This is a genomic window from Thiomonas delicata (assembly GCF_900088825.1).
Taxonomy (GTDB): Bacteria; Pseudomonadota; Gammaproteobacteria; order Burkholderiales; family Burkholderiaceae_C; genus Thiomonas_A; species Thiomonas_A delicata.
Window position 1 is genome coordinate 197,664 of sequence record NZ_LT592170.1, and the last position, 26,064, is coordinate 223,727.

General features: G+C 65.1%; 26 protein-coding genes and 1 pseudogene. 7 read left to right on the plus strand and 20 right to left on the minus strand.

The genetic code is table 11. The annotated features are described in order from the left end of the window. Positions 1 to 39 precede the first annotated feature (39 nt). The 4 genes and pseudogenes from THIARS_RS19210 to THIARS_RS18155 form a co-directional block, all read right to left on the minus strand. Positions 40 to 846 (minus strand): annotated as a pseudogene (locus THIARS_RS19210) (methyl-accepting chemotaxis protein); the annotation flags it as partial. Between the two features lie 28 nt (positions 847 to 874). Next, entirely contained in the window at positions 875 to 1,246 is a 372-nt protein-coding gene (locus tag THIARS_RS19215; RefSeq protein WP_371412895.1) for a plasmid mobilization protein, read from the minus strand. Continuing rightward, positions 1,233 to 1,799 carry a c-type cytochrome gene (locus tag THIARS_RS01125; protein ID WP_158540851.1) on the minus strand — a complete coding sequence of 189 codons (567 nt, stop codon included), beginning with the start codon at positions 1,797 to 1,799 and terminating at the stop codon, positions 1,233 to 1,235. The genes THIARS_RS19215 and THIARS_RS01125 overlap by 14 nt, the downstream gene beginning before the upstream one ends. A 40-nt stretch (positions 1,800 to 1,839) precedes the next feature. Further along, a complete protein-coding gene (locus tag THIARS_RS18155; RefSeq protein ID WP_141202306.1) occupies positions 1,840 to 2,052 on the minus strand; it encodes a hypothetical protein in 213 nt (70 codons plus the stop codon). Between the two features lie 660 nt (positions 2,053 to 2,712). On the opposite strand from THIARS_RS18155, the gene THIARS_RS01130 reads away from it, so the two are divergent. Beyond that, on the plus strand, positions 2,713 to 3,276 hold the full coding sequence (locus THIARS_RS01130) for an SRPBCC family protein (RefSeq protein WP_031406958.1): 564 nt from the start codon (positions 2,713 to 2,715) through the stop codon (positions 3,274 to 3,276). A gap of 53 nt (positions 3,277 to 3,329) precedes the next feature. Continuing rightward, entirely contained in the window at positions 3,330 to 3,668 is a 339-nt protein-coding gene (locus THIARS_RS01135) for a thioredoxin family protein (RefSeq protein WP_245845420.1), read from the plus strand. Between the two features lie 120 nt (positions 3,669 to 3,788). Here THIARS_RS01135 and THIARS_RS01140 read toward each other — a convergent pair whose 3' ends face one another. From THIARS_RS01140 to THIARS_RS01180, 9 genes are all read right to left on the minus strand, one after another. Continuing rightward, a complete protein-coding gene (locus THIARS_RS01140) occupies positions 3,789 to 5,075 on the minus strand; it encodes an arsenic transporter (RefSeq protein ID WP_094159108.1) in 1,287 nt (428 codons plus the stop codon). Positions 5,076 to 5,079: 4 nt separating this feature from the next. After that, complete coding sequence (locus THIARS_RS01145; RefSeq protein ID WP_031406964.1) at positions 5,080 to 5,562, minus strand: CBS domain-containing protein; 483 nt, start codon at positions 5,560 to 5,562, stop codon at positions 5,080 to 5,082. Then, positions 5,549 to 6,973, minus strand: coding sequence for an FAD-dependent oxidoreductase (locus tag THIARS_RS01150; protein ID WP_141202307.1), 1,425 nt, complete (start codon positions 6,971 to 6,973; stop codon positions 5,549 to 5,551). Before THIARS_RS01150 ends, THIARS_RS01145 begins: the two co-directional genes overlap by 14 nt. 88 nt (positions 6,974 to 7,061) lie before the next feature. Then, positions 7,062 to 7,574 carry an arsenate reductase ArsC gene (locus tag THIARS_RS01155; RefSeq protein WP_031406968.1) on the minus strand — a complete coding sequence of 171 codons (513 nt, stop codon included), beginning with the start codon at positions 7,572 to 7,574 and terminating at the stop codon, positions 7,062 to 7,064. A 1-nt stretch (position 7,575) separates the two neighbouring features. Next, complete coding sequence (gene arsA / locus THIARS_RS01160; protein ID WP_094159109.1) at positions 7,576 to 9,360, minus strand: arsenical pump-driving ATPase; 1,785 nt, start codon at positions 9,358 to 9,360, stop codon at positions 7,576 to 7,578. A gap of 17 nt (positions 9,361 to 9,377) precedes the next feature. Further along, positions 9,378 to 9,722 (minus strand): arsenite efflux transporter metallochaperone ArsD, encoded by a 345-nt coding sequence (gene arsD, locus THIARS_RS01165; protein ID WP_094159110.1) that lies wholly within the window; start codon positions 9,720 to 9,722, stop codon positions 9,378 to 9,380. Then, positions 9,722 to 10,234 carry an arsenate reductase ArsC gene (locus tag THIARS_RS01170; protein WP_094159111.1) on the minus strand — a complete coding sequence of 171 codons (513 nt, stop codon included), beginning with the start codon at positions 10,232 to 10,234 and terminating at the stop codon, positions 9,722 to 9,724. The genes arsD and THIARS_RS01170 overlap by 1 nt, the downstream gene beginning before the upstream one ends. Positions 10,235 to 10,237: 3 nt before the next feature. Next, positions 10,238 to 10,609: an ArsR/SmtB family transcription factor gene (locus tag THIARS_RS01175; RefSeq protein WP_031406976.1), complete on the minus strand. Its 372-nt coding sequence runs from the start codon at positions 10,607 to 10,609 to the stop codon at positions 10,238 to 10,240. A gap of 312 nt (positions 10,610 to 10,921) precedes the next feature. After that, positions 10,922 to 11,956 carry an IS630-like element ISCARN25 family transposase gene (locus tag THIARS_RS01180; RefSeq protein ID WP_031406978.1) on the minus strand — a complete coding sequence of 345 codons (1,035 nt, stop codon included), beginning with the start codon at positions 11,954 to 11,956 and terminating at the stop codon, positions 10,922 to 10,924. A gap of 351 nt (positions 11,957 to 12,307) precedes the next feature. Here THIARS_RS01180 and THIARS_RS01185 point away from each other — a divergent pair, with 351 nt between their 5' ends. Further along, on the plus strand, positions 12,308 to 12,700 hold the full coding sequence (locus THIARS_RS01185; protein ID WP_031406984.1) for a hypothetical protein: 393 nt from the start codon (positions 12,308 to 12,310) through the stop codon (positions 12,698 to 12,700). Between the two features lie 128 nt (positions 12,701 to 12,828). Here the strand turns inward: THIARS_RS01185 and glmS are convergent, their stop codons facing one another. The 5 genes from glmS to THIARS_RS01210 form a co-directional block, all read right to left on the minus strand. Further along, positions 12,829 to 14,637, minus strand: a complete 1,809-nt coding sequence (glmS, locus tag THIARS_RS01190) for a glutamine--fructose-6-phosphate transaminase (isomerizing) (RefSeq protein ID WP_094159112.1) — start codon at positions 14,635 to 14,637, stop codon at positions 12,829 to 12,831. A gap of 3 nt (positions 14,638 to 14,640) precedes the next feature. Continuing rightward, a complete protein-coding gene (gene glmU / locus THIARS_RS01195; RefSeq protein WP_094159113.1) occupies positions 14,641 to 16,035 on the minus strand; it encodes a bifunctional UDP-N-acetylglucosamine diphosphorylase/glucosamine-1-phosphate N-acetyltransferase GlmU in 1,395 nt (464 codons plus the stop codon). A gap of 119 nt (positions 16,036 to 16,154) precedes the next feature. After that, complete coding sequence (locus tag THIARS_RS01200) at positions 16,155 to 16,955, minus strand: hypothetical protein (RefSeq protein WP_094159114.1); 801 nt, start codon at positions 16,953 to 16,955, stop codon at positions 16,155 to 16,157. Between the two features lie 166 nt (positions 16,956 to 17,121). Next, positions 17,122 to 18,144 carry a cytochrome d ubiquinol oxidase subunit II gene (locus tag THIARS_RS01205; protein ID WP_186436624.1) on the minus strand — a complete coding sequence of 341 codons (1,023 nt, stop codon included), beginning with the start codon at positions 18,142 to 18,144 and terminating at the stop codon, positions 17,122 to 17,124. Positions 18,145 to 18,186: 42 nt separating this feature from the next. Then, on the minus strand, positions 18,187 to 19,584 hold the full coding sequence (locus THIARS_RS01210; RefSeq protein WP_094159116.1) for a cytochrome ubiquinol oxidase subunit I: 1,398 nt from the start codon (positions 19,582 to 19,584) through the stop codon (positions 18,187 to 18,189). 243 nt (positions 19,585 to 19,827) lie between these two features. Here THIARS_RS01210 and THIARS_RS01215 point away from each other — a divergent pair, with 243 nt between their 5' ends. The 3 genes from THIARS_RS01215 (at position 19,828) to THIARS_RS01225 (ending at position 23,209) form a co-directional block, all read left to right on the plus strand. Then, a complete protein-coding gene (locus THIARS_RS01215; RefSeq protein ID WP_094159117.1) occupies positions 19,828 to 21,222 on the plus strand; it encodes a chloride channel protein in 1,395 nt (464 codons plus the stop codon). Between the two features lie 89 nt (positions 21,223 to 21,311). Further along, entirely contained in the window at positions 21,312 to 22,613 is a 1,302-nt protein-coding gene (locus THIARS_RS01220; RefSeq protein WP_094159118.1) for an MFS transporter, read from the plus strand. Positions 22,614 to 22,690: 77 nt separating this feature from the next. Then, positions 22,691 to 23,209 (plus strand): Dps family protein, encoded by a 519-nt coding sequence (locus THIARS_RS01225; RefSeq protein WP_094159119.1) that lies wholly within the window; start codon positions 22,691 to 22,693, stop codon positions 23,207 to 23,209. 40 nt (positions 23,210 to 23,249) lie between these two features. Here THIARS_RS01225 and THIARS_RS01230 read toward each other — a convergent pair whose 3' ends face one another. Continuing rightward, positions 23,250 to 23,642, minus strand: coding sequence for a hypothetical protein (locus THIARS_RS01230; RefSeq protein ID WP_094159120.1), 393 nt, complete (start codon positions 23,640 to 23,642; stop codon positions 23,250 to 23,252). Positions 23,643 to 23,758: 116 nt separating this feature from the next. Here THIARS_RS01230 and ubiA point away from each other — a divergent pair, with 116 nt between their 5' ends. Continuing rightward, the gene (gene ubiA, locus THIARS_RS01235) at positions 23,759 to 24,616 is read left to right on the plus strand and encodes a 4-hydroxybenzoate octaprenyltransferase (protein ID WP_094160546.1); all 858 of its coding nucleotides are present in this window, start codon (positions 23,759 to 23,761) and stop codon (positions 24,614 to 24,616) included. Between the two features lie 47 nt (positions 24,617 to 24,663). On the opposite strand, the gene THIARS_RS01240 is transcribed toward ubiA, so the two are convergent. Continuing rightward, the gene (locus THIARS_RS01240; RefSeq protein ID WP_094159121.1) at positions 24,664 to 25,956 is read right to left on the minus strand and encodes a Glu/Leu/Phe/Val family dehydrogenase; all 1,293 of its coding nucleotides are present in this window, start codon (positions 25,954 to 25,956) and stop codon (positions 24,664 to 24,666) included. Positions 25,957 to 26,064 lie beyond the last annotated feature (108 nt).

A 26,064-nucleotide genomic window follows, 5' to 3' on the forward strand; every position in this document is an offset into this window, starting at 1 on the left:
CTGACCCTGCAACTTGGACACGATGACATCAACGGCCGCCAGCTCCTTCCTGGACTGGCTGCTGGCGCTTCCGATGCGGTGTACCTGCCCGGCCATGGTTTCGGTGTTGGTTTCAATGCGGACGGTGGCATCCTGCACCTGGCGCGCGAGGTTGCGAACCTCATCAGCCACCACTGCAAAGCCGCGTCCGGCCTCGCCGGCGCGTGCTGCCTCGATAGCGGCGTTCAATGCCAGCAGATTGGTCTGATAGGAAATTTTGCGAATATCGTGAACCAAAAGAGCGATGGACTTCATCTGGTCGTTCAGCTCGGTGACCGAGCGCTCGTTGTCCATCATCACCGCATCCACCTTGCGGATGGCTTGGTCGACCGCTTGCATCGACTCACCAACTTCCGACTCGGCACGGGAGAGCGCTCCCAAGGTTGCCTTGAGTCGCTCGTTGAGCTGCACGGCTTCACGTCGGGCAGAGATATTGCGCAAACTGGCATGCAGGCAGCAGACTTGGCTCTGCGGGTCGCGAACGACCGCAATCACGACGGAAAACAGGAAAGTCCCGATTTCCACTTGCTGGCGAAGAGCGTCACGAGTTCCGCTGGCCACGTCCCGCAAGGCCATGCGCATCTCATCTCCCCTGCCGCAGATCGGCCACAAAGGGGCGCCGATGACCTGACGCGGTTCAATCCCACCGAGTGCGGGTTTGAACATGTCGGCGAAACGCTCGAATGTGCTTTGCGCCGTGGGATTGGCATAGAAAATGGGAAAGTCCCCTTCGGCATCGGCCAGAAGATCCAGCGTTTCCAGGCTCTGCAAGGCTTGTTCGAGAAAATGGCGTGTGGTGTGATCCATGACAAAGATTTCGGGGGCAGTGGTCGAATCAATCGGGGACGATATTCTCGGCCGTCGATCGGCCCACCCACCCCGCCGTCTCTCGGTGTCCGGTGGCCGCAGCGGTCGCACGCGCAAGATCGCGCAGTCTGTCCAGACTCGCCAGAAACCTCATCCACACATCATGGTGACAGCCCCCTGAGTTGGCATGTAGGCCTCTCAACATGTCTGCCTGCTGTCTGAGTTCGCTGACGGCTTCAATCAGGGGCAAGGTGTCGATCTCGCAGCCTAGAGAGGCATGCCGGATGTACTCGCTGACGGTCAGGCTGTGAGACGAGGCGAGATTGATCAGTCTCTGGTGATCGGAGGCTTCCAGTTGGATCGTAAATCGGCGTGGTCGCCGCACATCACCTCGAGACACGATTGTTCTTGTACCTGTCCTCTGGCTTGCCCGTCAGATTCTTGGAGGGTCGATTTTGTGGCGGAGCCAACGACGCAAGCATGAAGTCCACGGCAGCCTTCACATCGGCGTCGCTGGCATGGGATCCGCCGCGTGGCGGCATCACGCCCGCACTGCCGGAGTAGCCGTGGATGGCGTGCTCATCAAGAACATCGATACCCTTGGCGAGATGCGGTTGCCAACTCCATGCGTCCCCAAGCTTGGGAGCGCCGGAGTGCTGGGCAAATTGGATGGCCTGTTGCAAAGACGTCAATTTCGAATCGACCCATGGCCGATCCGACGCCACGGGGCCGTGGCAGGCGCTACACACCTGTTTGTACAAAGCCGCGCCGCGCGCAAGGACCTTTTCGCTCGCGTTGACATGAATCGTGACCGACGCTGTACTCGCCGACTTGGAGGGGACTTGGGTCGCCGGTTCCCCTGCCGCAGATGCCTGCATCAGAGCGAGCAGGGAAACGGCAGCCACAGCAAACGAAGACGAAAAACAAACTCTCATCCTGAAGACATCGCGCAATGATGGACTCATTGGGTTTGCAGACGGTTTTGCCGTGATCTCAATTTTGTGCGCTGGATGTTTTGGGCGACATTTTCGGAGTGGCTGTGAAAAATGCAAATGCCGCGATGAATAATGAAAAACCAAGTGCCAGGAATGGAAGATTGTGGGTCATTCCGTGCATCCATCCCCCAGACCAACTCAGAGTCGCACCTAAAAAGATGGCAAACCCGACGAGAAGACTGATCATTCCATAAAGATGATGTTTTTTCAAAATAAATCTCCTTGAACAAGTTTCAAAAAGGTTTTCCCTGCCCCTGGGATAAACCGGCGAATTGAGCCCGTGGTGGTCCCGCCTTCGCCCTGGCCTTTGCCGAAGATTCCATGGACTCGACGCAAGGAAGCGCTCTGGGCCACGCAACCTGGCGCGCCTGTGGCAACCCACCCCATACGTCGTTGAGGATTCATGGCTTGCCCTCATGCATCCTCGTGCAAGACTTTATTGGGCCACACCGACTCCAGCTATTAGGGAAAGTCTGCATAAGCCGTGGCTGATATTGGGGCAACATACACGGTTGATCTTGCTGCGTCACAAACGCATGGGAAAGGGGGCGGCCTCAAATCTGAAGTGCAACACCCCAAGCCTGGGTGGCTTCAAGAGCGCAAAAACCACGTCGTACCCGTGCGCCTGCGACGGACTCGTTTACTCAGACAAGTATCGGAACGATGCATCATGGAGTTTGCCCGGACAAACGATGGGATTTTCCAGCCGGGCTGATCGTGCCGAACACATATTCTTGACTTGAATCAAGATCGCTGCATTTGAAAATACTTAGCGTGGAAAATGGAAACGCGTCGGTCGTTTGCCATAGTTGGTCAGATCCCTCCGAACAATCGATCCCGCTTCCCCGTCAATCATGTCGAGACATCACCCATGGACGTCCAAGGCAAACGCCACATTCCCCTGACTCCTGCGCAAACCTGGGAGGCGCTCAACGCGACCCGGATGCTGAAGGCGTGCATTCCAGGTTGCGAGTGGGTGACGCAGACTGGCGAGGGGCAGTTCGAAGTCGTGCAGGTGCTCGATATCGCCGGCTACAAGACGCGTTTCTCCAGTACGCTGACGCTCGAGGACGTGAACCCGCCGCACAGCTATGTGCTGCGCTTCGAAGGCAATGGCGGCAATGCCGGTTTCGGCATCGGCCGCGCGCTCATCGCGCTGCAGCCCAGCGACGGCGGGACGCGGATGAACTATCAGGCCAGCGCCGAGGTGGGCGGCGCCATCGCGCAGATGGGACAGAGTGCGGTGGATCAGGCCGTCAAGGGCTTGATCGAGGAGTTCTTCAACCGCTTCGAGCGCAATGTGCGCGGCGAGGCGGCCGGCCAGACCCCGGGCAGCATGGTCGAGCGCCTGTGGTTCATGATGCCGCCCTGGGCCTGGGCCATTTCCACGCTGGTGGCCGTGTTCATCCTCTACTGGGGCGTCATGCAGTCGTGAACGCGCAGGCGATATCCGCCGCAGACCGCGAGCCAACCTCTGGACCCTTGATCGTGGCCTGCCTGTGTGCGCAGTGGTGCGTCGCGTGCAACCTGTGGCAGGCCAATTTCCGGGCATTGGCGCAGCGCATCCCACGAGCCAGGATGCTGTGGGTGGATGTGGAGGATGCGCATGCCGTGCTGGGCGACTACGAGGTGGAGAACTTTCCCACCCTCATCGTGCAGCGGGGCCCTTGGCTGCTGCATGGAGGCCCGCTGCCACCGCAGATTGGAGTGTGGATGCGTCTGGTCGAGGAATTCGTCCGCCTGTCCGCGGATGAGGCAGCGGCAGTGGCGGCCAAGCTGGCACAAACGCAACCCGAGCTGCCCGATCTTCGAGCTTTCGCGGAATAGGTTTCGCGCGTGGCAATGTCACTGTTCTCGGCATCGCCGATCGATGATGAGAACGGGTCTGGCTGTGCAACGCATGTTGCCATGGACCCGCTTCGTATCCTGGCACGTGCGATGAACGCTTCAAGCCAGACTCAGACGCAGTGCGAGCGCGGTCAGCGTGATCAGCAGGACGGGCACGGTCAGCAGGACACCCACCTTGAAGTAGTACCCCCAACCGATGGTCATGCCCTTGCGCGCGAGCACGTGCAGCCAGAGCAAGGTGGCCAGACTGCCGATGGGCGTGAACTTCGGCCCCAGATCACAGCCGATGACATTGGCATAGATCATGGCCTCGCGCACCGTGCCAGTGGCGTTCGTCGTCGCAACGGAGAGCGCACCCACAAGGACCGTTGGCATGTTGTTCATCACCGAGGAGAGGAATGCCGTCAGCACGCCCGTGCCAAACGCCGCGCCCCAGACACCATAGTTGGCGAAAACATTCAGCAGGTCCGCCAGATACCCAGTGATTCCGGCGTTGCGCAGGCCATACACCACCAGATACATCCCCAGCGAGAAAATGACGATCTGCCAGGGTGCTTCGCGCAACACCTTCCGGGTGCTGATGACATGGCCGCGCGCAGCCACGCCGAGGAGCAGCAGCGCACCGAAGACCGCGACGGCGCTGACCGGCACACCTAGCGGTTCAAGACCAAAGTACCCGAGCAGCAGGAGCGCCAGCACCACCCACCCGATGCGGAACGTGGCCGGATCGTGAATGGCCTCATGCGGCTGTTTGAGCTGCGCCATGTCGTATTGGGCGGGGATGCTGGGCCGGAAATAGAGCAGCAGCACGACCAAGCTGGCGGCGATCGCGGCGATATCCACCGGGACCATGATCGCGGCGTATGCGTTGAAGCCGATGTTGAAGAAATTGGCCGAGACGATATTGACCAGGTTGGACACCATCAACGGCAGGCTGGATGTATCGGCGATGAAGCCGGCGGCCATGACGAAAGCCAGTGTTGCCGCCGGACTGAACCCGAGCGCCAGCAGCATCGCCATCACGATCGGCGTCAGAATCAGCGCTGCGCCGTCATTGGCGAACAAGGCCGCCACGGCTGCGCCCAGCAGGACCAGGAAGGCGAAGAGTCCGCGCCCGTTGCCGCGCCCCCAACGTGCCACACGCAGCGCCGCCCACTCGAAAAAGCCGGCTTCATCGAGCAACAGGCTGATGATGATGGTGGCGACGAAAGTAATGGTGGCGTTCCAAACGATGTGCCAAACCGCCGGAATATCGGCGAGATGAATCACGCCGGTCAGAAGGGCGGCAATGGCGCCGAAAGTCGCGCTCCAGCCGATGCCCAGCCCGCGCGGTTGCCAGATCACCAAGACGAGCGTGGCGATGAAGATCAGCAGTGCGATCAGCATCGGCTCAGTTCTTGCGCATGGGGTTGAAGGCATCCGGGCCGCTGTTGGCCAGGCGCTTGACCAGATCGAAGCGCGAGATCATGCCGACCAGCCGTTCGTGCTCGATCACCGGCAGGGACTTGATGCTGTGATCCACCAGCAGACGCGCGGCCACGGTGACATGGTCTTCGGGTGCCACGGTGAGGACTTCCCGCGTCATGACCTGCGCGGCCGTGCGGCCCTCGGCCTTGTCCGGCTCCGGCGTACGCCGGCGAAACACGGAGCGGTAGAAGTTCTCCTTCCAGACCGATTCGCGCGGCTCCAACCGCTCGTCGGCCGCACGATGCACCAGGTCGCCCTCGGTCACGAGGCCGAGCAGGTGTCCCTCGGCATCGGTCACCGGAACGCCGTTGATGCGGTGCTCGATCAAGATGCGGGCGATCTCCGCCACGGGCGTCTCCGGTGCGATCCGGATCGGGTTCGGGGTCATCAGGTCACGGACTTTCATGCTGTGTTCCTTTCTCAAGATTTGTGGGTCGATCGGCGGTGAACGACTTGTCAGCACCGGTTTTCACCGCGCTCATCCAGGCCTGCGCCCCCATCTGCACCGGGTCCCAGGGGCTGCTGAACGGAGGTGTGTAGCTGAGATCGAGATCGTTCAAGTCTTCGACGCCCATGCCGTGGAACAGGGCTGCTGCGAACACGTCGATGCGTTTCGACACCTCCGAACGCCAGTGGCCGAGGATCTGCGCGCCGAGGAGACGACCAGTGCGGCGATCGCCGGTCACCCGGATGCGGAGCTTATGCGCGCCTGGGTAATAGGCCTTGTGATCCCAGGTTTCGATCTCGAGGGTGACGGGATCGAAGCCGGCCGTGCGCGCCTCAGCTTCGCACAAGCCCGTCCGTGCGATCGCCAACTCGAACACCTTCACGGTCTGGCTGCCGACCGAGCCCGCGAAAGAGCGCTCTCCGCCCACCGCGTTCTCGCCGGCCACACGGCCCTGTTTGTGCGCGGTCGTCCCAAGCGGCAGGTACACCGGTCGCTGGAGGATCCGATGCCAGGTCTCGACGCAGTCGCCGGCGGCCCCGATGCCGGGGATCGTGGTTTCCATGCGCTGCGTGACGCGGATGGCGCCCGAGGGCCCCAGTGCAATCCCAGCCGTGGCGGCAAGGGTGGTGTCAGGGCGCACGCCGGTGGCGACCAGCACCAGATCGGCAGTGGCGGCAAACCCGCCCGAACCCGACACCGTAAGACCGCGCCGGTTGCCGGCGGCTTCGATGCGCTCGACGGTGCAACCGGCTACGACCCGCACGCCATGGCGTGACAACTCCTCCCCGATCAGTCTGCCGAACGACGGATCGACGCTTGGGAACACGGGATCGGTATGGCTCACGAGTGTGACATCGATCCCCCGATGCCGCAGCGCGTCGGCCATCTCCACGCCGATATAGCCCGCGCCGACGATGAGGGCCGAACGCGCTTCGCCCGTCGTGAGATGGTGATGGACCGCGAAGCTGTCCGCCATGGTGTGCAGGCCATAAACGCCGGGGAGATCGAGGCCGGGTAACCCTTGGGGACGGACTGGGACGGCACCGGTGGCGATGATCAGGTGGTCATAGCGCATCGTCTCCGCACGGCCGTTCGCCCCGCGCACGACATCGACCCTCTTTCCCACAGGATGAATGACTACGGCCCGATGGTTCGTCAGGATGTCGATGCCGTCGAACGCGGTGCGATGGGCGAGTTGCCGGTGATCCGGCGTCTCGCCGCTGAGGTAGAAGGGCAGGCCGCAGATGCTGTAGTTCGGGTACGCGTCGGCCAACAGGACGGATATCTCGGCTCGGGGATCGATCTCGTGAGCCCGCAATGCCGCGCTGATGCCCGCATCGCTGCCGCCGATGATGAGCAGGCGCGTCATACTTGTTCCTTTTCCAGGTTTGGCGCCGGAGAGAATCGCCTCGTGCTCCGCCGCTGGCGATCCGGAGCGATGCATACGCGATGAGGGGTCACGCCCTGTTTTCTGTACGTTGTTGGCCCAGATCACGCAACTGGGTTTGCAGCGACATGCGGTCGATCTTGTCGATAGGCAGGGCGAGGAGCGGACGGATGCGAGAGGCGATTTGGAAGTGCACGTTGGCGAAGGCCTTGAGTTGACGCTCACGATCCCCGACAACCGCGGCTGGATCAGCGAAACCCCAGTGGGCGGTGATGGGTTGACCCGGCCATGCGGGACAGGCTTCGCCAGCCGCCTGATTGCAGACTGTAAAAATGAAATCCATCGACGGCGCATCCGGCGCCGCAAACTCCGTCCAGCTCTTGCTGCGCAAGCCGTGAAGGTCATAGTGCTGACCGGCGAGCACTTCGAGCGTGAGCGGATGCACTTCGCCGCGAGGATGACTACCCGCGCTGTACGCCTTGAACCGATCTCGACCGAGATGGTTCAAGATGACTTCCGCCATGATGCTGCGCGCGGAATTGCCGGTGCAGATGAACAGCGCGTTGTAGATTTTTGCGGCCATGTCAAGCTCTTTCGGTGATGAGGCTGGGGCGGGCAGTCAGTTCCAGCAGGCGATCGACGCCGACGGGCTCTTCTTTCAGCAGCGGCACGACCGCGTAGCGCCGGGCATGGCGGGTCGCGACGGCGTCGATTTCCCGCAGTTCGTGGCTGGCACGCTGACGCAGCAAGGGCGAGTTCGGCGCGGCCGCCGCGATGCTGTTGTTGATGATCCAGGCCCAGGGCTCGATCCCGGCGCGGCGCAGGTCGGCCTGCAGGTTTGCCGCCTCCAGCACCGGGGTGGTTTCGGCCAACGCCACGATCAGCACCTTGGTCTGCCTGGGGTCCTGCAACTGCATCATCGGGGTGGTGTAGTGCAGCCCGGTGCCGGCCATCTGGCGGGCGATTTCTCGGTGATAGGCGCCTGTCGCGTCGAGCAGCAGCAAGGTGTGGCCGGTCGGTGCCGTGTCCATCACCACGAACTTCCTGCCTGCCTCGCGGATGATGTGCGAGAAGGCCTGGAACACCGCGATTTCCTCGGTGCAGGGCGAGCGCAGGTCCTCGTCCAGCAGCGCCCGGCCTTCCGCATCGAGCCGCGCGCCCTTGGTGGCCAATATGTGCTGCCGGTAGCGCTCGGTTTCGATGTGCGGGTCGATCCGGCTGACCGTGAGGTTGTCCAGCGCGCCGCTCAGCGTCTCAGACAAATGCGCTGCCGGGTCGGACGTGGTGAGATGAACCGGCAGGCCGCGATGGGACAGTTCGGCCGCGATGGCGGCGGCCAGGGTGGTCTTGCCTACGCCGCCCTTGCCCATCAGCATCACCAGGCCGCGGCCGTCTTCGGCGATGCCATCGACCAAGGCGGACAGACTGGGGGCATCAAGTACGAGTACGGCCGGAGCCGCATGGGTGCTGGGCGCTTGCGAGGCCGTCGTGACCAGCAACTGGCGCAAGGCATCCAGGCCGACCAGGTTGAAGGGCTTGAGTGCGACCCGATCGCGGGGCAGAGTTTTGAGCACCTCAGGGATTGCGTCCAATGCGGTCCGTTCGTGCGCGCAGATGGCTGCGGCCAGAGGGTCGTGCGCGGCTTCTTCCGGCGGCAGGACGCCGTTGATCACCAGATACTGCTGCGACAGGCCAATGCCGGCGAGTTCCTCATGGGTGCGTGCAACCTCCCGCAAGGCGGCTGGCTGGGCGCGGGCCACCAGAATCAAGCGGGTACGCTGGGCATCGGCCAAAGCCTCCACGGCCGCCTTGTATTGGGCGCGCTGCTTGCCCAGTCCGGCCAATGGGCCGAGGCAGGAGGCATCGCCCTTGTCCGCTTCAAGGAAATCACTCCATGCGCCGGGCAATTGCAACAGCCGGATGGTATGGCCGGTCGGGGCCGTATCAAAAATGATGTGGTCGTAGTCAGCGGTCAGAGCCGAGTCGGTGAGCAACGCGGTGAATTCGTCGAAGGCGGCGATTTCGGTGGTGCAGGCGCCGGAGAGCTGTTCCTCGATGCCGTTGACGATGTCGTCCGGCAGCGTCCCGCGCACCGGGCCGACGATGCGCTCCCGGTACTGCTGTGCCGCTTGCTGCGGGTCGATTTCCAGAGCCGACAGACCGGGCACACCATTGATGTGGGTGATCGTGTTGCCGATGGCCTGGCCGAACACCTGGCCAATGTTGGACGCTGGATCGGTACTGACCAGCAGCACCCGTATGCCTTGTCCGGCAAGTTGCATGGCGGTGGCGCAGGACAGCGATGTCTTGCCCACGCCGCCTTTGCCGGTGAAAAAGAAAAAGCGCGGCGGCTGTTCGAGAAATTTCATGACGGTATTTCCCGCGTTCAGCAGCAGTCTTGCGCGGCTTTCGACTCTGCTGCCGGTTGTGAAATGCCTGCCCAGCGAGCCAGCTCCATGCGGTTGGGGTAGCGGCCCGCCAATGCCACTGCACCGTCCACCAGAACCAGGGGCAGGGCTTCCTGGCCGGAGCGTTCCAGGAATGCTTTGACCGTCGGGTTTTCGGCGAATGCCAGCGGTTGCCGGGCCAGATTGAAACGCTCGATCTGCGCACCGTTTTGCTTGGCCCAATCGGCGTCCGCCGAAAAGCTGACCAGACTTTGATCGACCTCCACGCCGCACACGCCAGTGCTGCAGCACAGGGCCGGGTCATAGATTTGAATGGCTTTCATTATGAATCTCCATCAATGGTTGAATTTTTGTCACAAAAAAAAGGCGTACCGATCCGATCCAGATGCGTCTTCAAGCATGCAGGATCGCTCTTCAACTCCGTCAGCGGCAGGGAGAGGAAGGCCTCGATGCGGGTGCGCAGGATGCGATAGGCTGTCATGAAGGCAGCATTGATGGCCTCGTCGTCCCCAGTTGCATGCGCAGGGTCTTCGACACCCCAATGCGCGCGCAGGACCGGGCCAAGATAGGCCGGGCAGGCTTCGCCTGCGGCGCTGGAGCAGACGGTGATCACGATGTCCGGGGTTTTGGGCAAGTCGTCCCAGGACTTGCTGGAGAGTCCAACGGCCGGGATGCCTTCCCGCTCCAGCAAGGCCAGCGAGCGCGGATGCACCTGCCCGGTTGGATGGTTGCCCGCGCTCATCGCCATCCAGCCGGCGGGAGCCAGGTGGTTGAACGTGGCTTCGGCCAGAATCGAGCGGCAGGAGTTCCCTGTGCAGAGAAAGAGGATGTTCATGGCTCAGGTTTCGACTAGGGTTGGCGAAGCTGTCGGCAGTGCCGTGTCGCAGTAGGTTGAAGCGCTGCTCAAGCCCGGACATTGCCCCGGGCGCCCGGAGCAGCACTCCTCGGTGAGATAGGCGATCAGATCCAGCATCAATGGAATGTTCGCCCGATAGCGCAGGTAGCGCCCCTCCTGTTCCACAGTGAGAAGGCGGGCCTGGGTCAGGGCCTTCAAATGGAAGGAGAGGTTGGTCGGCGGCACGTCAAGGGTGATCGCGATCTCGCCAGCCACCAAGCCCTCAGGCCCCTTTTTGACAAGCAGCCGATACACGTCCAACCGCACACCTGACGAGAGCGATTCGAAGATTGAAGTTGCGGATATTTTTTCCATTTTTCAAGTCTACAACAATGATTGAATTCATGCCTTGTGCTGTACGCATGCAGACATATGAATGACATGCAGTTGCTTTAGCAAGAGTCAACAATCACGAAATTGTCACATCGTGAGCCTAGTGTGAAAGGCCCTGCTGCATTGCATAACAGGGGCCGAGACTTTCCTGTGCCGTCCTTCGACCCGACCGTTGCGATGGTGCCGAGCGTTTCTGGCCAATTCGTAGCGCGCGTGCCAAAATCCATCCACGCCAAGCTCTCTCGTGCCCAAGCCGAGGGCGTGCCTTATTGAGCCGGCATCAACGAACTTGAATCAAGCCGCATAACGAACCGGTCCATGTTCGAAGTATTTGCGAATCCGCTCAGGCTGACGTTGCACGCTGCGCAGGTGGCGTGCGGTGGCCTTGACCAGTTGCAGCTTCGTGCGCGCCGGGGCCAGAGTCGTCACCGCTTGCTTGATGTCGGCGTTGGCCATCTCGTCGGGGTTGAGTTCGGGGCTGTAGCTGGGCAGGTAGAACACCTCGATCGCATCGGCGTGCTCGGCCAGCCAAGCTTTCACGGGCTTGGCGTGATGCACCCGCAGGTTGTCCAGGATCAGGAACAACTTCTTGCTCGCCCTTTTGATCAGCCGGCGCAGGAAGTCGATCAGGATGTCCGTGTTGAGCGCGCCGTCGAAAATGCGCCAGCGCATCTGCCCCTTGTTGGTCACGGTGGAGATCACCGACAGGCCGTGGCGCTTGTTGTTGACGCGGATCACCGGCGTTTGCCCCTTGGGCGCGAAGCCGCGACCCCGTACGTCGTCGCTGCGCAGCCCGCTCTCGTCGCCCCAGTGAATCTCCGCACCTTCGGACTTGGCCTTCGCGGCGATGACCGGGTAGTCCTCCTCGAGCCACTTCTTGACCGCCGCGGGCGACTGCTCGTACGCCTTTTTCATCGGCTTTTGCGGCGTGAAGCCCCAGCGCGCCAGGTACAGGCCCATCGTGCGCACCGCCAACCGGATGCCAAAGCGCTGCTCGATGAGCTGCGCGACCGCCGTGCGGGTCCACAGCGCGTAGGGCATCTTCAACGGGTCAGGCGTCTTGTCGGTGATGAGCTTGCGCACCGTCGCCTCCTGTGCCGCGTCCAGCAGCCGGCCATCGCCGCTCTTGCGCCCACTGGGTGCGTCGCGCAAGGCCTTCGCGCCCGCCGCTTCGTGGCGCTTGCAGATGTCGAACACACCGGTGCGGCTCAACCCAGTCTGCGCCGCAATCTCGTCGTAGGTCCGGCCCGCTTTGCGTAGGCGGATGACCTGCACGCGTCTCTCGTGTCGCGCGTCGCGCGACAGCGATCTCATGTCAGTTGCTTCCATCACACCAACATGATGGCGCATGCGAATACTTCAAGTTAAATACTTCCGAATCAATAATGCGTTGGCCTTGGTCGCGGAGGGCCTGGGGACGCGTGATCCTCATCCCTGAACGCTGTCTGTTCCCGGCGGTCCGCTTGGGATCGTCTCAGAAACGGATCGCAAAGTGCGTTCAGCGTATGTCCTCTTTCCCTGCCCTACCCTGGGCTCATCCCCGTACCCCACCCGTCTGCCTCCACTTCAGCTTCCACTGTCGAATCTTCCAAATCTGCATCCCTGGACGCTGCGCTGGCCCAAACCCGGGCGTTCAACCGCCTGCGTAACCTCGCGGAGAAAGCCGCCAAGGATGCCGGATTGCAGGTTCTGCGCCCGGTGGCGCAGACCTATCTGGCCGGCTTGCCGGTGCTGAAACTGCAAGCGGCTGAGGATGACCAGCCCGGTCGTGCGCCCTATTTGCTGCCGTTGGCGGCGGACATTCACACCCAGTTCGCGCGGTGGATGCGCGCCCAGCCTGCAAGCCAAACCCTCTCGGGCACGGCTTTGCATCCGTTGTCCAAGCAACTGCTGTATCCGCATCTCTCCTCGCCAGCGTACAGGCGGGTGGTTTGGGTGCGCACCTGCGGGTCAACCTGGATGGCTCGCCCGCAGGGGCCATCACCCCGGGGCGCCGGGACGCGGCCCGGCAACGCCTGGCCCGCCAGCCTTGAGTCCGCCATGACGTTCAGCACCCGAGTCGGTAACGACTGAAAAATCCGTAAACAGTCCAGTAGTTCCTTAACGCGACAGGATAGAACTTTATTTTTCAGGATAGTACTTTATTTGTTAGGATAGAATTTCATTTGGCGTCAACAACAACACCGGAACATCAAACTTCTCTACTCCACCGTGACGCTCTTGGCCAGGTTGCGGGGTTTGTCGACGTCGGTGCCGCGGGCGACGGCGGTGTGGTAGGCGAGGAGTTGCAGGGGCACCACGTGCACGATGGGCGACAGCAGGCCGTAGTGCTCGGGCAGGCGGATGGCGTGCACGCCGGGGCTGGCCTCGATGCGCGTGCCGGCATCGGTGAACACGTAGAGCTCGCCGCCCCGCGCGCGCACCTCCTGAAGGTTGCTCTTGAGCTTGTCGAGCAGGACGTCGTTGGGGGCCACGGTGACCACGGGCATTTCGTCGGTCACGAGGGCGAGCGGGCCGTGCTTGAGTTCGCCGGCGGGGTAGGCCTCGGCGTGGATGTAGGAAATTTCCTTGAGCTTGAGCGCGCCTTCCTGGGCGATGGGAAAGTGCATGCCGCGGCCGAGGAACAGGGCGTTGTTCTTGCGCGTGAAGGCTTCGGCCCAGGCGATGATCTGCGGCTCGGTGGCGAGCGCCGCCTGCAGGGCCACCGGGAGATGGCGCAGGGCCTGGAGATGGTCGCGCTCGGCCTGCGCGTCGAGCCGGCCGCGCTGCTTGGCCAGCACCAGCGCGAGCAGGAACAGCGCGACCAATTGCGTGGTGAAGGCCTTGGTGGAGGCCACGCCGATTTCGACCCCGGCGTGGGTGAGAAAGCGCAGCGAGGCCTCGCGCATCATGGCGCTGCCGGCGACGTTGCAGATGGCCAGCTGGCGCGTCATGCCCAGGGCGCGGGCGTGACGCAGCGCGGAGAGGGTGTCGGCCGTCTCGCCTGACTGGGAGACGCCGATCACCAGGGTTTCGGGGTCGGGCACGCTGTCGCGGGTGCGGTATTCGCTGGCCGTTTCCACGTCCACGGGAATGCGGGCCAGGGCCTCGATCCAGTGGCGGGCGACGGCCCCGGCGTAGCTGCTGGTGCCGCAGGCCAGGATGAGCACGCGGCGCACGCCGGCCAGCGTCCCCGCGGAGTCGCCGAACAGCGCCGGATCGATGTGCTCGATGCCGCCGAGGGTATCGGCCACCGCGCGCGGCTGTTCGAAGATTTCCTTCTGCATGTAATGGCGGTAGGGACCGAGTTCGGTGGCGCCGCTGTAGGCCTCCAGCGGACGCCAGTCGCGCAGCGCGGGCTGGTCGGCGGCGTCCACCAGGCGGAAGGCGCCGGCGGTGATGCACACCACGTCGCCCTCTTCCAGATAGGCCACCTGATGCGCGGCGCCGGCCAGGGCCAGCGCGTCGGAAGCGATGTAGAAACCGTCGCTCCCCTGACCGAGAACCAGCGGATTGCCGGCGCGGGCGCCGACCACCACGCCCGGCTCGCCGGCGTGCAGCACGGCAATGGCGTAGGCGCCGCGCAGACGGCGCACCGCCTGGCGCACGGCGGCGAACAAATCGCCCGCGTAGAGGCTGTGGATGAGGTGGGCAATGACTTCGGTGTCGGTCTGGCTGTCGAACGCGTAGCCTGCGGCGCGCAGCTCGGCGCGCAGTTCGTCGTGGTTCTCGATGATGCCGTTGTGCACCAGCGCGACCTGGTCGCGCGAAATCATGGGGTGCGCATTGTGCGTGGCCGGCGCGCCGTGCGTGGCCCAGCGGGTGTGGCAGATGCCGGTGACGGCCTGGAGGCCCTCGGCCTGCACGCGTAGGTCGGCCACGCGCTGGGTGGTGCGCAGGCGCGAGATGCCGCCGTCTTTCTGCACCGCCAGCCCGCAGGAGTCGTAGCCCCGGTACTCAAGCCGCTGCAGGCCTTCCAGCAGGGTCGGCACGATGTCGTGTTGCGCTGCTGCGCCGACGATTCCGCACATGGGTCAGCTTCCTTCGCTATTTTTGGTCGGCCGCTTCCAGCCTTCCAGGGTGACGGCGCGGGCGCGCGCCACGGTGAGCTTACCGGCCGGGACGGCGCGGGTCACGGTGGACCCCGCGCCGATGGTGGCGCCGGCGCCCACGGTGATGGGCGCCACCAGCACCGAGTTCGAGCCGGTGTGGGCATCGTCCCCGATGACGGTGCGGTGTTTGTTGGCGCCGTCGTAATTGGCGACGATGGTGCCGGCGCCGATGTTCACCCGCGCGCCCACCTCGGCGTCGCCGACGTAGGAGAGATGGTTGGCCTTTGCGCCTTGGCCCATGCTGGCGTTCTTCACCTCGACGAAGTTGCCGATGTGCACGCCGTCGCCCAGCGTGGCCTGGGGCCGCAGGCGGGCGAAGGGACCGATCTGGGCCTGCGCGCCGATGGTGGCGCCGTCAAGGTGGCAAAACGGCTGCACGACGCTGCCGCGGCCGACGCGCACGTCGCGCAGCACGGCGTAGGGGCCGACGTGCACGCCGTCGGCCAGTTCCACCTGGCCCTCGAACACGCAGCCCACGTCGATGAACACGTCCTGTCCGCAAGTGACCGCGCCGCGGATGTCAATGCGCGCCGGATCGGCCAGGGTCACACCGGCCTGCAGCAGGACCTGGGCCTGCCGGGCCTGCACGATGCGCTCGAGTTGCGCCAGCTGGGCGCGGTCGTTCACGCCCAGGGTTTCGTCCGGGTCGGCGCTCGCGAAGGCCTGCACGCCCACGCCCTGGGCGATCGCCTGCGCGACGACGTCGGTGAGGTAGTACTCACCCTGGGCGTTGTCGTTGCGCAGGGCCGCCACCCAGCGCTTGAGCAGCGCGGCCGGCGCGGCGAGGATGCCGGTGTTGACCTCGGCAATCGTTCGCTCGGCCTCGTTCGCATCCTTGTGCTCGACGATGCGCAGCACCTGCCCCGCCGCGTCGCGCACGATGCGGCCATAGCCGCCGGGGTCGGGCAGGGTCACGGTCAGCAAGGCCAGGCTTCCAGCGCGCGCCGCATCGATGAGCGGCCGCAGCGTGGCCGCGCGCACCAGGGGCACGTCGCCATACAGCACGAGGACCACCGCCGCGTCGTCCAGCCATGGGGCTGCTTGCAACACGGCGTGCCCGGTGCCGAGTTGGGGACTTTGCTCGCAGAACTGCGCATCGGCCTGGGCGAAGCGTTCGCGCACCTGCGCGGCGCCATGGCCGACGACCACGACGCGCCGCTGCGCCTGCAGCTGCGCGGCGGTGTCGAGCACATGGGCCAGCAACGGCCTTCCGGCCAGCGGCTGGAGCACCTTGGGATGGGCGGAGCGCATGCGCGTGCCGCGGCCTGCGGCGAGCACGACGACCTGCAGGGCGGGAGTTGAGATGGGTTCGGGCATGGGTGGATTCTAGGGTTCGGTGCCGGCCCGCGGCCCCCTGCAGTGCGGGGATGGCGGGCACAAAAAAAGGCCGGTGCTGGCACCGGCCTTCGGAAGTCGGCAGAGACCGCGGACCCGATTCAGGTCGGCTGCGGCTGCTGGGAAGAGCGCGAACCGGGCGGCAATTCGGCCACGACGCGCTGCTGCAGGAAGCCGGGCAGGCCGATCCACATATCGATCAGCGACACGCCCATCTCCAGCATCGCGATCGGGCAGGACAGCGCCCCGCCCACCAGCACCATCCAGGCGAAGTCGGGGTTCATGTGGGTGAGGAACCAACCGGAATAATCGAGCAGCATGGCCAGGAAGGGCGCGATCACCGAAATGGCCTTGATCTGGTTGTTCACCCGCGTCTGCAGGAAGATCCAGCCGGCGATCCAGAAAATGACCCCGAGCATGGTCAGGTGCACCATGCCGCCCATGAGCATGCTGCTGTACGACATGCCGGTGTTGACCGCGGCGACCTTCTTCACGTCGTCGTAAGAGGCCAGGGGCGGATTGTGCAACTGCTTGCTCATCGCCACGCTGTGGCACATCATGCAATGCTGATCGATGATGGGCTTGATCTGCGATTCATACTCGGCCTTGCTCTGGCCGCCGACCACCCAATGGTCGATGGTCTGCGTGATCTTGGGCCACTGGTCCTTGGGCACGCCGGCGTTCGTGAGCATCGTCGGCAAAACGGTCTGCAATTTGCTCGACGAGCGGTCGCCGTAATAGGAAATTTGAATGTCTTTGAGCGTCACGCCCGACTTGCCGTCGAGCCCGGTGTGGGTCACGTAGAGGTAGGCCTCGGCAGCGAGCAGGCCAACACAGACCATGATGATGAAACCTGTATGCAACAGTTTTTCGGATAGAGAGAGTTTGTTCAGAAGGCGCATGATGGAGCTGCCGGCGGTTGCAAACGAGAAATGACAAGGATCAAAAATTGCTGTTTTTCGAGCATCCTACTCCGTAAAAACCCTAGTCATCAAGGCTGACATGGCGCCGGCGCGTATCAGCTTATTTCACAAAACCGGCGCAACACGGTTTGGGCATCCGGCCGGTTCAAGGCGCGGAGGTGGGTCGCGAGGGGGCATCCGCCATGCGCTCGGCCCCCTCGTGCACGACGATCCTGCCGCGGAACACCAGGTACTGATAGGCGTTATAGCCGATCATCACCGGCAGCAGCATGCCGATGCCGACGAGCATGAACAGCAGCGTCGGCGCACTCGACGCGGCCTGCAGGATGGTGACGTGCCCGGGCACCATGGCCGGGTAGATGCTCAGCGCCAGGCCGCCGAACGACACGGCGAACAGCAGCACCGAGGCGCGGAACGGGCCGCGCACACCCCGGCGCAGCGCGTGGAGGATGTAGCCGAAAGCCGACACGGCCAGCAGCCCGAGCACCCCCAGAATCGGCATGCGATGCGGATCGAGCCAAGCGTTGCGCACCTCGACGCTGGCGAACGGCGTGGCGAGGGTCAGGACGGCGGCCATGCCCACCGTCGTCCAGAGGCTGACGCGGGCATGCCGGCGCGACGCCTGCCCGAGGCCCCCGCTGGTTCGCATGACGAGGTAGCTGGCCCCCAGCAGGGAGTAGCCGGCCACGACGCCCAGCGCGGCAACGGCCGAGAAGGCCCACCCCACCCAACCCTCGCGCAGCCCCGAAACGAGTTGACCGAGGATGGCGCCCTGCGCCAATGCCGCCAACAGGCTTCCGGCGCCGAAAACGCGGTCCCAACCGCGCTTGTCGCGTGCCGCATGGCGAAACTCGAAGGCGGCGCCGCGCAGGATGAGTCCGCCGATCATCACCATCACCGGCCCGTACAGCGCGTGCAGCACCATGGCGTACACGGCGGGGAAAGCGCCGAACAGCGCGCCGCCCAAGACCACCAGCCAGGTTTCGTTCGCGTCCCACACGTGGCCGATGGATTCGAGCATCGCGCTGCGGTGGGTTTCGCGCCGCGTGGCGAGGGACAGAATGCCGATGCCCAGGTCGAAGCCGTCGGTGATGACGTAGAACGCCAGGATCAGCCCCAAGATGAGGAACCATGCATTGGCAAGCAAGGGCTGCAAACTGTTGTCGATCATGATGGTCGTGCGCGATGCGTCGCTTGGCTCGGCACCGGATCAATGCTCATAAATGCCGCCCTTGACGTCGAGCACCCGTCGCGGGTCCTGCGGCGGCTGCAAGCTCAAGTCGGACCCGGCACGCAACCAGCGCCGCGCGAAGATGAAAAAGGTGACGAGCAGGACCACGTAGAACACCGCGAACATGGCCATGCTGGCCGACACGGTATAGGGCGAGAGCGCCGACGCGCCCTGCTGCGTGCGCAATAGTCCATAGACGATCCACGGCTGACGCCCAACCTCGCGCACCAGCCAGCCCATTTCCACCGCGACGTAGGGCAGCGGGACCGTCAGCACCCAGGCCCACAACAGTTTGCGATGCGCCAGCAGGGCGTCGACCTTGCCGCGCGCCTTGCGCCAGGCCCAGAGCGTCCAGAACGCCAGGAACACGAACCAGAAACCGATGCCCGCCATGATGCGGAAGGCGTAGAACAACAGCGGCACCATGGGCGGCTGGTCGGCGCGCGGCATGTCGGCCAGGCCGATGACCCGGCCGCTCAGGCTGTGCGTGGCCAGCACGCTGAGCATGTCCGGCAGTTCGATCGCCCAGTCGTTTTTCTGCGCGGCCTGGTCGGGCCATGCCAGCAGCGCCCAGGGCGCGCCCACGCCCGGTCCGTTGGTGTGCCAATGTCCCTCGATGGCCGCGCCCTTGGCCGGCTGCTCCCGGAACACCTCCACGCCGCTGGAGTCGCCGATCCAGACCTGCAGCGGCGCCAGCACCACCAGCGCCAGCAAGGCGATCTTGAACGACTTGAAGAAGAACTCCGGGTGGCGCCTGCGCAGCAGGTAGTAGGCCGAGGCTCCGGCCACGACGAACGCCCCGGTCTCCAGCGCGGCCACGTACATATGCGCCACGCCCCAGGGCATGTCGGGGTTGAAGATGGCGGCCATGTAGTCGGTGACCACCAGCCTGCCGTTGTCCAGCGTCACGCCGGCCGGGGTCTGCATCCAGGAATTGGCCACCATGATCCAGAACGCCGACAGGCTGGCGCCGAGCGCGACCATGACGGTGGCGAACAGGTGCGCGCCCCTGCTCACCCTGCCCCAGCCGAACAACATGATGCCGATGAAGCCGGCTTCCAGCATGAAGGCCATCGCGCCCTCGAAGCCCAGGATGTTGCCGAAGAACTCGCCGGCGACGTTGGAAAAACCCGCCCAGTTGGTGCCGAACTGGAACTCCAGCGGTATGCCGCTGACCACGCCGACCGTGAAATTCAGCACCAGCAACTTGCTCCAGAAACGGGCGTGACGGTAGTAGGCGACGTCGCGCGTCTTGAGCCAGAGGGCCTCCACCGCGACGAGGAAAACCGCCAGGCCGATGCTGAGGATGGGCCAGAGGATGTGGAACATGGCGGTCATCGCGAACTGGCCGCGCGACAGATCGATGGCGGTTTGCATGACGGACCTTGCTCGGGGTCGAGGCGGCAGGGGCAAGATCGCCCGCCCTTGCATGCGGTTTGCAGCCAGAGCCGCCCACGCACCCTGAAATGGGATGAATCTAGGGTTTGTACGGATTATGGTTCCGCGCCGTTTTTGGCGTGGATACGTTTTGGAGTATCCATGCGCGCATCAAGCCGATGAGCCCGCCACCGGCCCGAAACGCGCCGCCGCGCGGGCAAGGCGGGCCACTATCATGGCCGCATGGCGCATGAGTCCGAACCGCCCGCATCCGCAGAGACGTCGCCCCGGCTTGGAACCTCGCGGCGCCGCGCCCTGACCCGGCTGATCCGCAGCCGCTCGCGCCGTCTCCTGCTCCAATTCGGCCTCCCCTGGGGCGGCGCCTTGCTCGTCGGCCTGGCCGCCGTGCTGTACGCGAACTGGAGCACCGCCGCCTACAACCAGTTCGTCGCCTGGATCGCCGGGCGGCCCTGGCTGGCCTTCCTCATCACGCCGGCCTTCACGGTGCTGGCGGTGTTCCTCACCCGCCGCTGGTTCTCCGGCAGCGAAGGCAGCGGCATCCCGCAGGTGATCGCCGCCTTGCACGCGCCGCGCGACGAAACCCTGATGAAGCGCTTGTTCGGCCTGCGCGTCATTTTCGGCAAACTGTTCATTTCGCTGCTGGGATTCCTCGGCGGCATGACCATCGGCCGCGAGGGGCCCACCGTGCACATCGGCGCGGCCATCATGGCCGAGACGCGGCGCTTCTATCCGCACCCCGGGCCCAGGCTGGAGCGCCAGCTGCTGCTGGCCGGCGCGGCGGCCGGGCTGTCCGGCGCCTTCAACACCCCGCTGGCCGGCATCATCTTCGCCATCGAGGAAATCGCGCGCGACTTCGAGAACCGCACCAACGGCACCATGATCACCGCCGTGGTGTTCTCCGGCCTGACCTCGCTGGCCCTGGCCGGCAATTACCTGTATTTCGGCCAGCTCAACGTGCCGCACAGCTTCAGCATCCACTTCGTCCTGCCCGTGCTGCTCACGGCCCTGCTCTGCGGCCTGCTCGGCGCGGCGTTCAACTGGGCCCTGCTGCGCTGGGAGGTCTGGATGCCCAGGCCGCTGCAGCTCTGGCGCGCCGACAAGCCGCTGCTCTACGCCCTGATCATCGGCCTCGCCATCGCGGCGCTCGGGGTGTCCACCGGGGGCGAAACCTGGGGCAGCGGCTACGAGCAGGCGCGTCGGCTGCTCGAAGGCACGGCCCCACTTAGCCAGGGCTACGCCATCACCAAATGGGCCTCGATGATCATCAGCTACATGGCCGGCATTCCCGGCGGCCTGTTCTCGCCCTCGCTGTCCATCGGCGCCGGTCTGGCGCAATGGGTGCATGCCGTCTTCGCCTGGGCACCGTTGCCGGCGCTGATCGCGCTGTGCATGACGGGGTATCTCGCGGCCGTGACGCAATCGCCGCTGACCTCCTTCGTCATCGTCATGGAAATGACCAACGGCAGCGGCATGGTCATCCCGATGATGGCCACCGCCCTGCTGGCCACGCGCGTGTCGGCCCTGTTCACGCCGCCGCTGTACGAGGCGTTGGCGCAGAAGAACTACTTCCCCAAGGCGCCGGCGCCGCAGCCGGCGCCCGAAGCCAGGGCCGACTGAACCGCGCCGGCCCGGGCGGTGATGCGCAAGACAAGCCGGCGCGGCGGCGCTAGGCTTGCAGGCACAACGACACCCCTGGAGGAGACACCATGCAGGCAACCCAAGCCGCCGCCGGCGATACCGCAACGCTCGAGGCCGCCACCTACCGCAAGGTCGGCTGGCGGCTCATTCCCTTCCTGATGCTGTGCTACTTCGTCGCCTACCTGGACCGCGTCAACGTCGGCTTCGCGCAATTGCAGATGAAGTCGGACCTGCAGTTTTCCGATGCGGTCTACGGCTTCGGCGCGGGCATCTTCTTCCTCGGCTATTTCCTGTTCGAGGTGCCGAGCAATCTGGTGCTGCACCGCGTCGGCGCCCGCATCTGGATCGCCCGCATCATGATCACCTGGGGGCTGATCTCCGCCCTCACCATGTTCATCCAGACGCCCGCCATGTTCTACGTAGCGCGCTTCCTGCTGGGCCTGGCCGAAGCGGGATTCTTCCCCGGCATCATCCTCTACCTCACCTACTGGTACCCGGCGGCCCGGCGCAGCCAGATGACGGCCTGGTTCATGTCGGCCGTGGCGCTCTCGGGCTTGATCGGCGGGCCGGTGTCGGGCTGGATCCTGCACACCTTCCACGGTCACGCCGGCCTGGCCGGCTGGCAGTGGCTGTTCCTGCTCGAAGGCCTGCCGGCGGTGGTTCTCGGCGTGGTGGTGCTGCTCTATCTGGATAACGGCATCGCCCAGGCGCGATGGCTGACCGACGCCGAAAAGACCCTGCTGCAGGAGCGCATCGCCAGCGAAGCCCAGACCAAGACCCATGCCTCGGCGCTGCAAGCCATGGCAAGCCCGCGCGTATGGCTGCTGGCGCTGGTGTATTTCTCGGTGGTGATGGGCTTGTACGGACTGGGCTTCTGGCTGCCGCTGCTGTTCAAGACCACGGGCGTGAGCGACCCGCTCGTCATCGGCTGGCTGGTGGCCATTCCCTACGGCGTGTCCATCCTCGCCATGATTCTGGTGGGCCGCCGCTCGGACGCCAAGCGCGAGCGACGCTGGCATGTCGCCATTCCCGCGCTGCTCGGGGCCGCGGGGCTGCTGCTGTCCACGCTGTGGACCGACAACACCCTGGGCGCGGTGCTCACGCTGACCCTCGCCACCTGCGGCATCATGACCGTGCTGCCGCTGTTCTGGAGCCTGCCGACCGCGTTTCTCACCGGCACGGCGGCCGCGGCGGGCATCGCCTTGATCAACGCCCTGGGCAACCTGGCCGGCTTCTTCGGCCCCAGCATCGTCGGCTGGGTCAAGCAGGCCACGCACAGCACCAACGGCGGCATCCTCGTGCTGGCCGCCTTCATGGTACTGTGCGCGCTGCTGGTGCTGAGCCTGCCGGGCCGCGACATCGACCGATAGCCCCATGCACGCGGCCCGTCCCCGGCATAAGCCGGACGCCGCGCTGGATTGTTTCTCAACGACCGGGAGAACCACCGATGAGCAAGACCAAGACCTCAGGCCCCAAGCTGCACGCCACCTCCAGCAATGTGCAGATCGGCATCGCCGACAAGGACCGCGCCGCCATTGCGCAAGGGCTTTCGCACCTGCTGGCCGACACCTACACGCTCTACCTGACGACCCACAATTTCCACTGGAACGTCACCGGCCCGATGTTCAACACCCTGCACATGATGTTCATGACCCAGTACACGGAGTTGTGGAACGCGGTGGACCCGGTGGCCGAGCGCATCCGGGCGCTGGGCTATGCGGCCCCCGGCTCCTACACCGCCTACGGCCAGCTCACCAAGCTGGGCGACGTGCCGCTGATTCCGCCCAAGGCCGAGGACATGGTGCGCATTCTGGTGAAAGGCAACGAGGCGGTGGCTGCCACCGCGCGCGAACTGCTGCCGCTGACCGAAAAGGCCGGCGACCAGCCCACCACCGACCTGCTGTCGGCGCGCATGGACATCCATGAGAAATCGGCCTGGATGCTGAGATCCCTGCTCGAAGGTTAAAGCTCCGCGCGGGGACGACGCGCCCCGCGGCGGGGCCCGGTCAGTCGCGGCCATGACCGTGGCCATGGCCATGCTCTTCCCGATCCCTCTCCCGCATGCCCCGCTCGGGGCCGTATTCGGGCGTGCGGACGAAGTACACCGGCACGCCGCAAGCGTTGTAGCGGCGGCAGTACTTGGCCCATTTCCTGGCCTGGCCCGGGGGCACGTGCATGTACACGGGGGCCGGCGCCACGACCGTGGGCGGGGGTGGCGCGATGATGACCGGCTGCGCGTACACCACGGGAGGCGGCGTGTTGCCGATGTCGACCCTGCCGTAGACGCCCGGCGCAAGCTGGCCGCCCACGCTCAAGGACACGCTTTGCGCCTGGGCAGGGGTTGCCGGCAGGCTTGCCGCGGCGAGCAGGGCCATGGCGGCGATGCGAACTGGGTTCATCGGAATGCCTCCTGAACATTGGGATGTGAGAACGTGCGACGCTCGAACCATAACGCAGGCCACGCCTGGCTGTTGACAGGCGCAGCCGCGGCTCGGCGCCGGAGATAATGCGCCGCATGGCATCACGACTTCGCCTCTGGCTCGACCTCATCCGCTGGAACCGGCCCGCCGGCTGGCTGCTGCTGCTGTGGCCCACCCTCTCGGCCCTGTGGATGGCGGCGGGAGGCTTTCCCGGCGCGACCCTGCTGGCGGTGTTCGTGCTCGGCACCATCCTCATGCGCTCGGCCGGCTGCACCGTGAACGACGTGGCCGACCGCGATTTCGACCGCCACGTGCGCCGCACCGCGCACCGGCCCGTCACCTCCGGCGCGGTGTCGCCGCGCGAGGCGCTGGCGGTGGGCGCGGCGCTGGCGCTGGCCGCCTTCGCCCTGGTGCTGCTGACCAACGCGCTGACCATCGCCCTGTCGTTCGCCGCGCTGCTCATCGCCACGGCCTATCCGTTCACCAAGCGCTGGCTGGCCGTGCCCCAGGCCTATCTGGGCGTGGCCTTCAGCTTCGGCATCCCCATGGCGTTCGCCGCGGCGCGCGGCGACGTGCCGCTGCTGGCCTGGTGGCTGCTGGCGGGGAACCTGTTCTGGGTGCTGGCCTACGACACGGAATACGCCATGGTGGACCGCGAGGACGACCTGAAGATCGGCATCAAGACCTCGGCCATCACCTTCGGCCGGGCGGACGTGGCCGCGGTGATGGCGAGCTATGCGATCTACCTCGCGATGTGGCTGGCAGCCGGCCTGCAACTGGGCTTGGGCTGGCCGTTCGCGCTCGGCCTGCTGGCTGCGGCCGGCATGGCGGTCTGGCACTACACACTCATCCGCCAGCGCGACCCGGCGCACTGCTTCACCGCTTTTCGCCACAACCACTGGCTGGGCTTCGCGGTGTTCGCCGGCACCGCAGCCGCCTACGCGCTGCGCTGAAACGCTCATCCCCAGCCCTCCCCATGCATGGGGAGGGAGCCGGGTTCTCAGGGATACAACCCGCGCTCGGCCCTGGCCTGCAGCACGCGCTCGCAGGCCACGACGAAGGCGGCCGTGCGCAGGGTGATCTTGAGCCGGTCGGCGGTGTCCCAGATATGCGCGAAGGCGCCGCCGAGAATCTTGTCGAGCCGGGCGTTGATCTCGTCCTCGCTCCAGAAGAAGCTGGAGAAGTCCTGCACCCACTCGAAGTAGCTCACCGTCACGCCGCCGGCGTTGCAGATGACGTCGGGCACGACCAGCACGCCGCGCTCGGCCATGATGTCGTCGGCCCCCGGCAGGGTCGGGCCGTTGGCGCCTTCGAGCACCAGCCTGGCCGCGGTGCGGCGCGCGCGCGCCTCGGTGATCTGGCCTTCCAGCGCGGCGGGGATGAGGATGTCGCAGGGCACGTCCCAGAAGTCCTCGCGGGCGATGGGCTGCGCCGCCTCGAAGCCGGCCACGCCGCCATGGGCCTGAACATGGGCCTGCAGCGCCGGCACGTCCAGCCCCGGCGCGTGCAGCACGGCGCCGGTGTGGTCCTGCACCGCGACGACCCGGGCGCCGGCATGGGCGAACAATTCGGCGGCGGTGGCGCCGACGTTGCCGAAGCCCTGCACCGCCACGCGCGCGCCTTCCAGCGGGAGGTTGATGCGCCGCGCGGCTTCGCGCCCGGTGACGAACACGCCGCGCCCGGTGGCCTTGACGCGCCCGAGCGAGCCGCCGAGCTGGACGGGCTTGCCGGTGACGACGCCGGTGGCGGTGCCGCCGATGTTCATGGAGTAGGTGTCCATCATCCACGCCATGATCTGGGGGTTGGTGTTGACGTCGGGCGCGGGGATGTCTTGCTGCGGGCCGATGATGATGCCGATCTCGCTGGTGTAGCGCCTTGTGAGGCGTTCGAGTTCCTTGTGCGAGAGTTCACCCGGCTCGACCCGGATGCCGCCCTTGGCGCCGCCGAAGGGCAGGCCCACCGCGGCGTTCTTCACCGTCATCCAGGCCGCCAGCGCCATCACTTCTTCCAGCGTGACCTGCGGGTGGTAGCGCACGCCGCCTTTGCCGGGGCCGCGCGAGAGGTTGTGCTGCACGCGAAAACCTTCGAAGTGGCGCACCGTGCCGTCGTCCATCTCGATGGGCACGTCCACGATCAGCGCCCGCTTGGGGCGCCGCAGGGTCTCGGCCCAGCGCGACAGGGGGCCCAGATAGGGCAGCACGCGCTCGACTTGGGATAGATAGGTCTGCCAGGGGCTGTCGGGCTGGGGGTCGATGTAGGACAGCGGGTTGTTCGGGCTGGCTGTTTGCAGCATTGATGTCTCCGTGCGTTGTGATGGCGCTCGTGGCGCCGAAGTGAATGGCGGCCTGGTAAGGCCGCCATTCACTGTAACTGCGCCGTGAGGCCGGCGCCACCCCGCCGC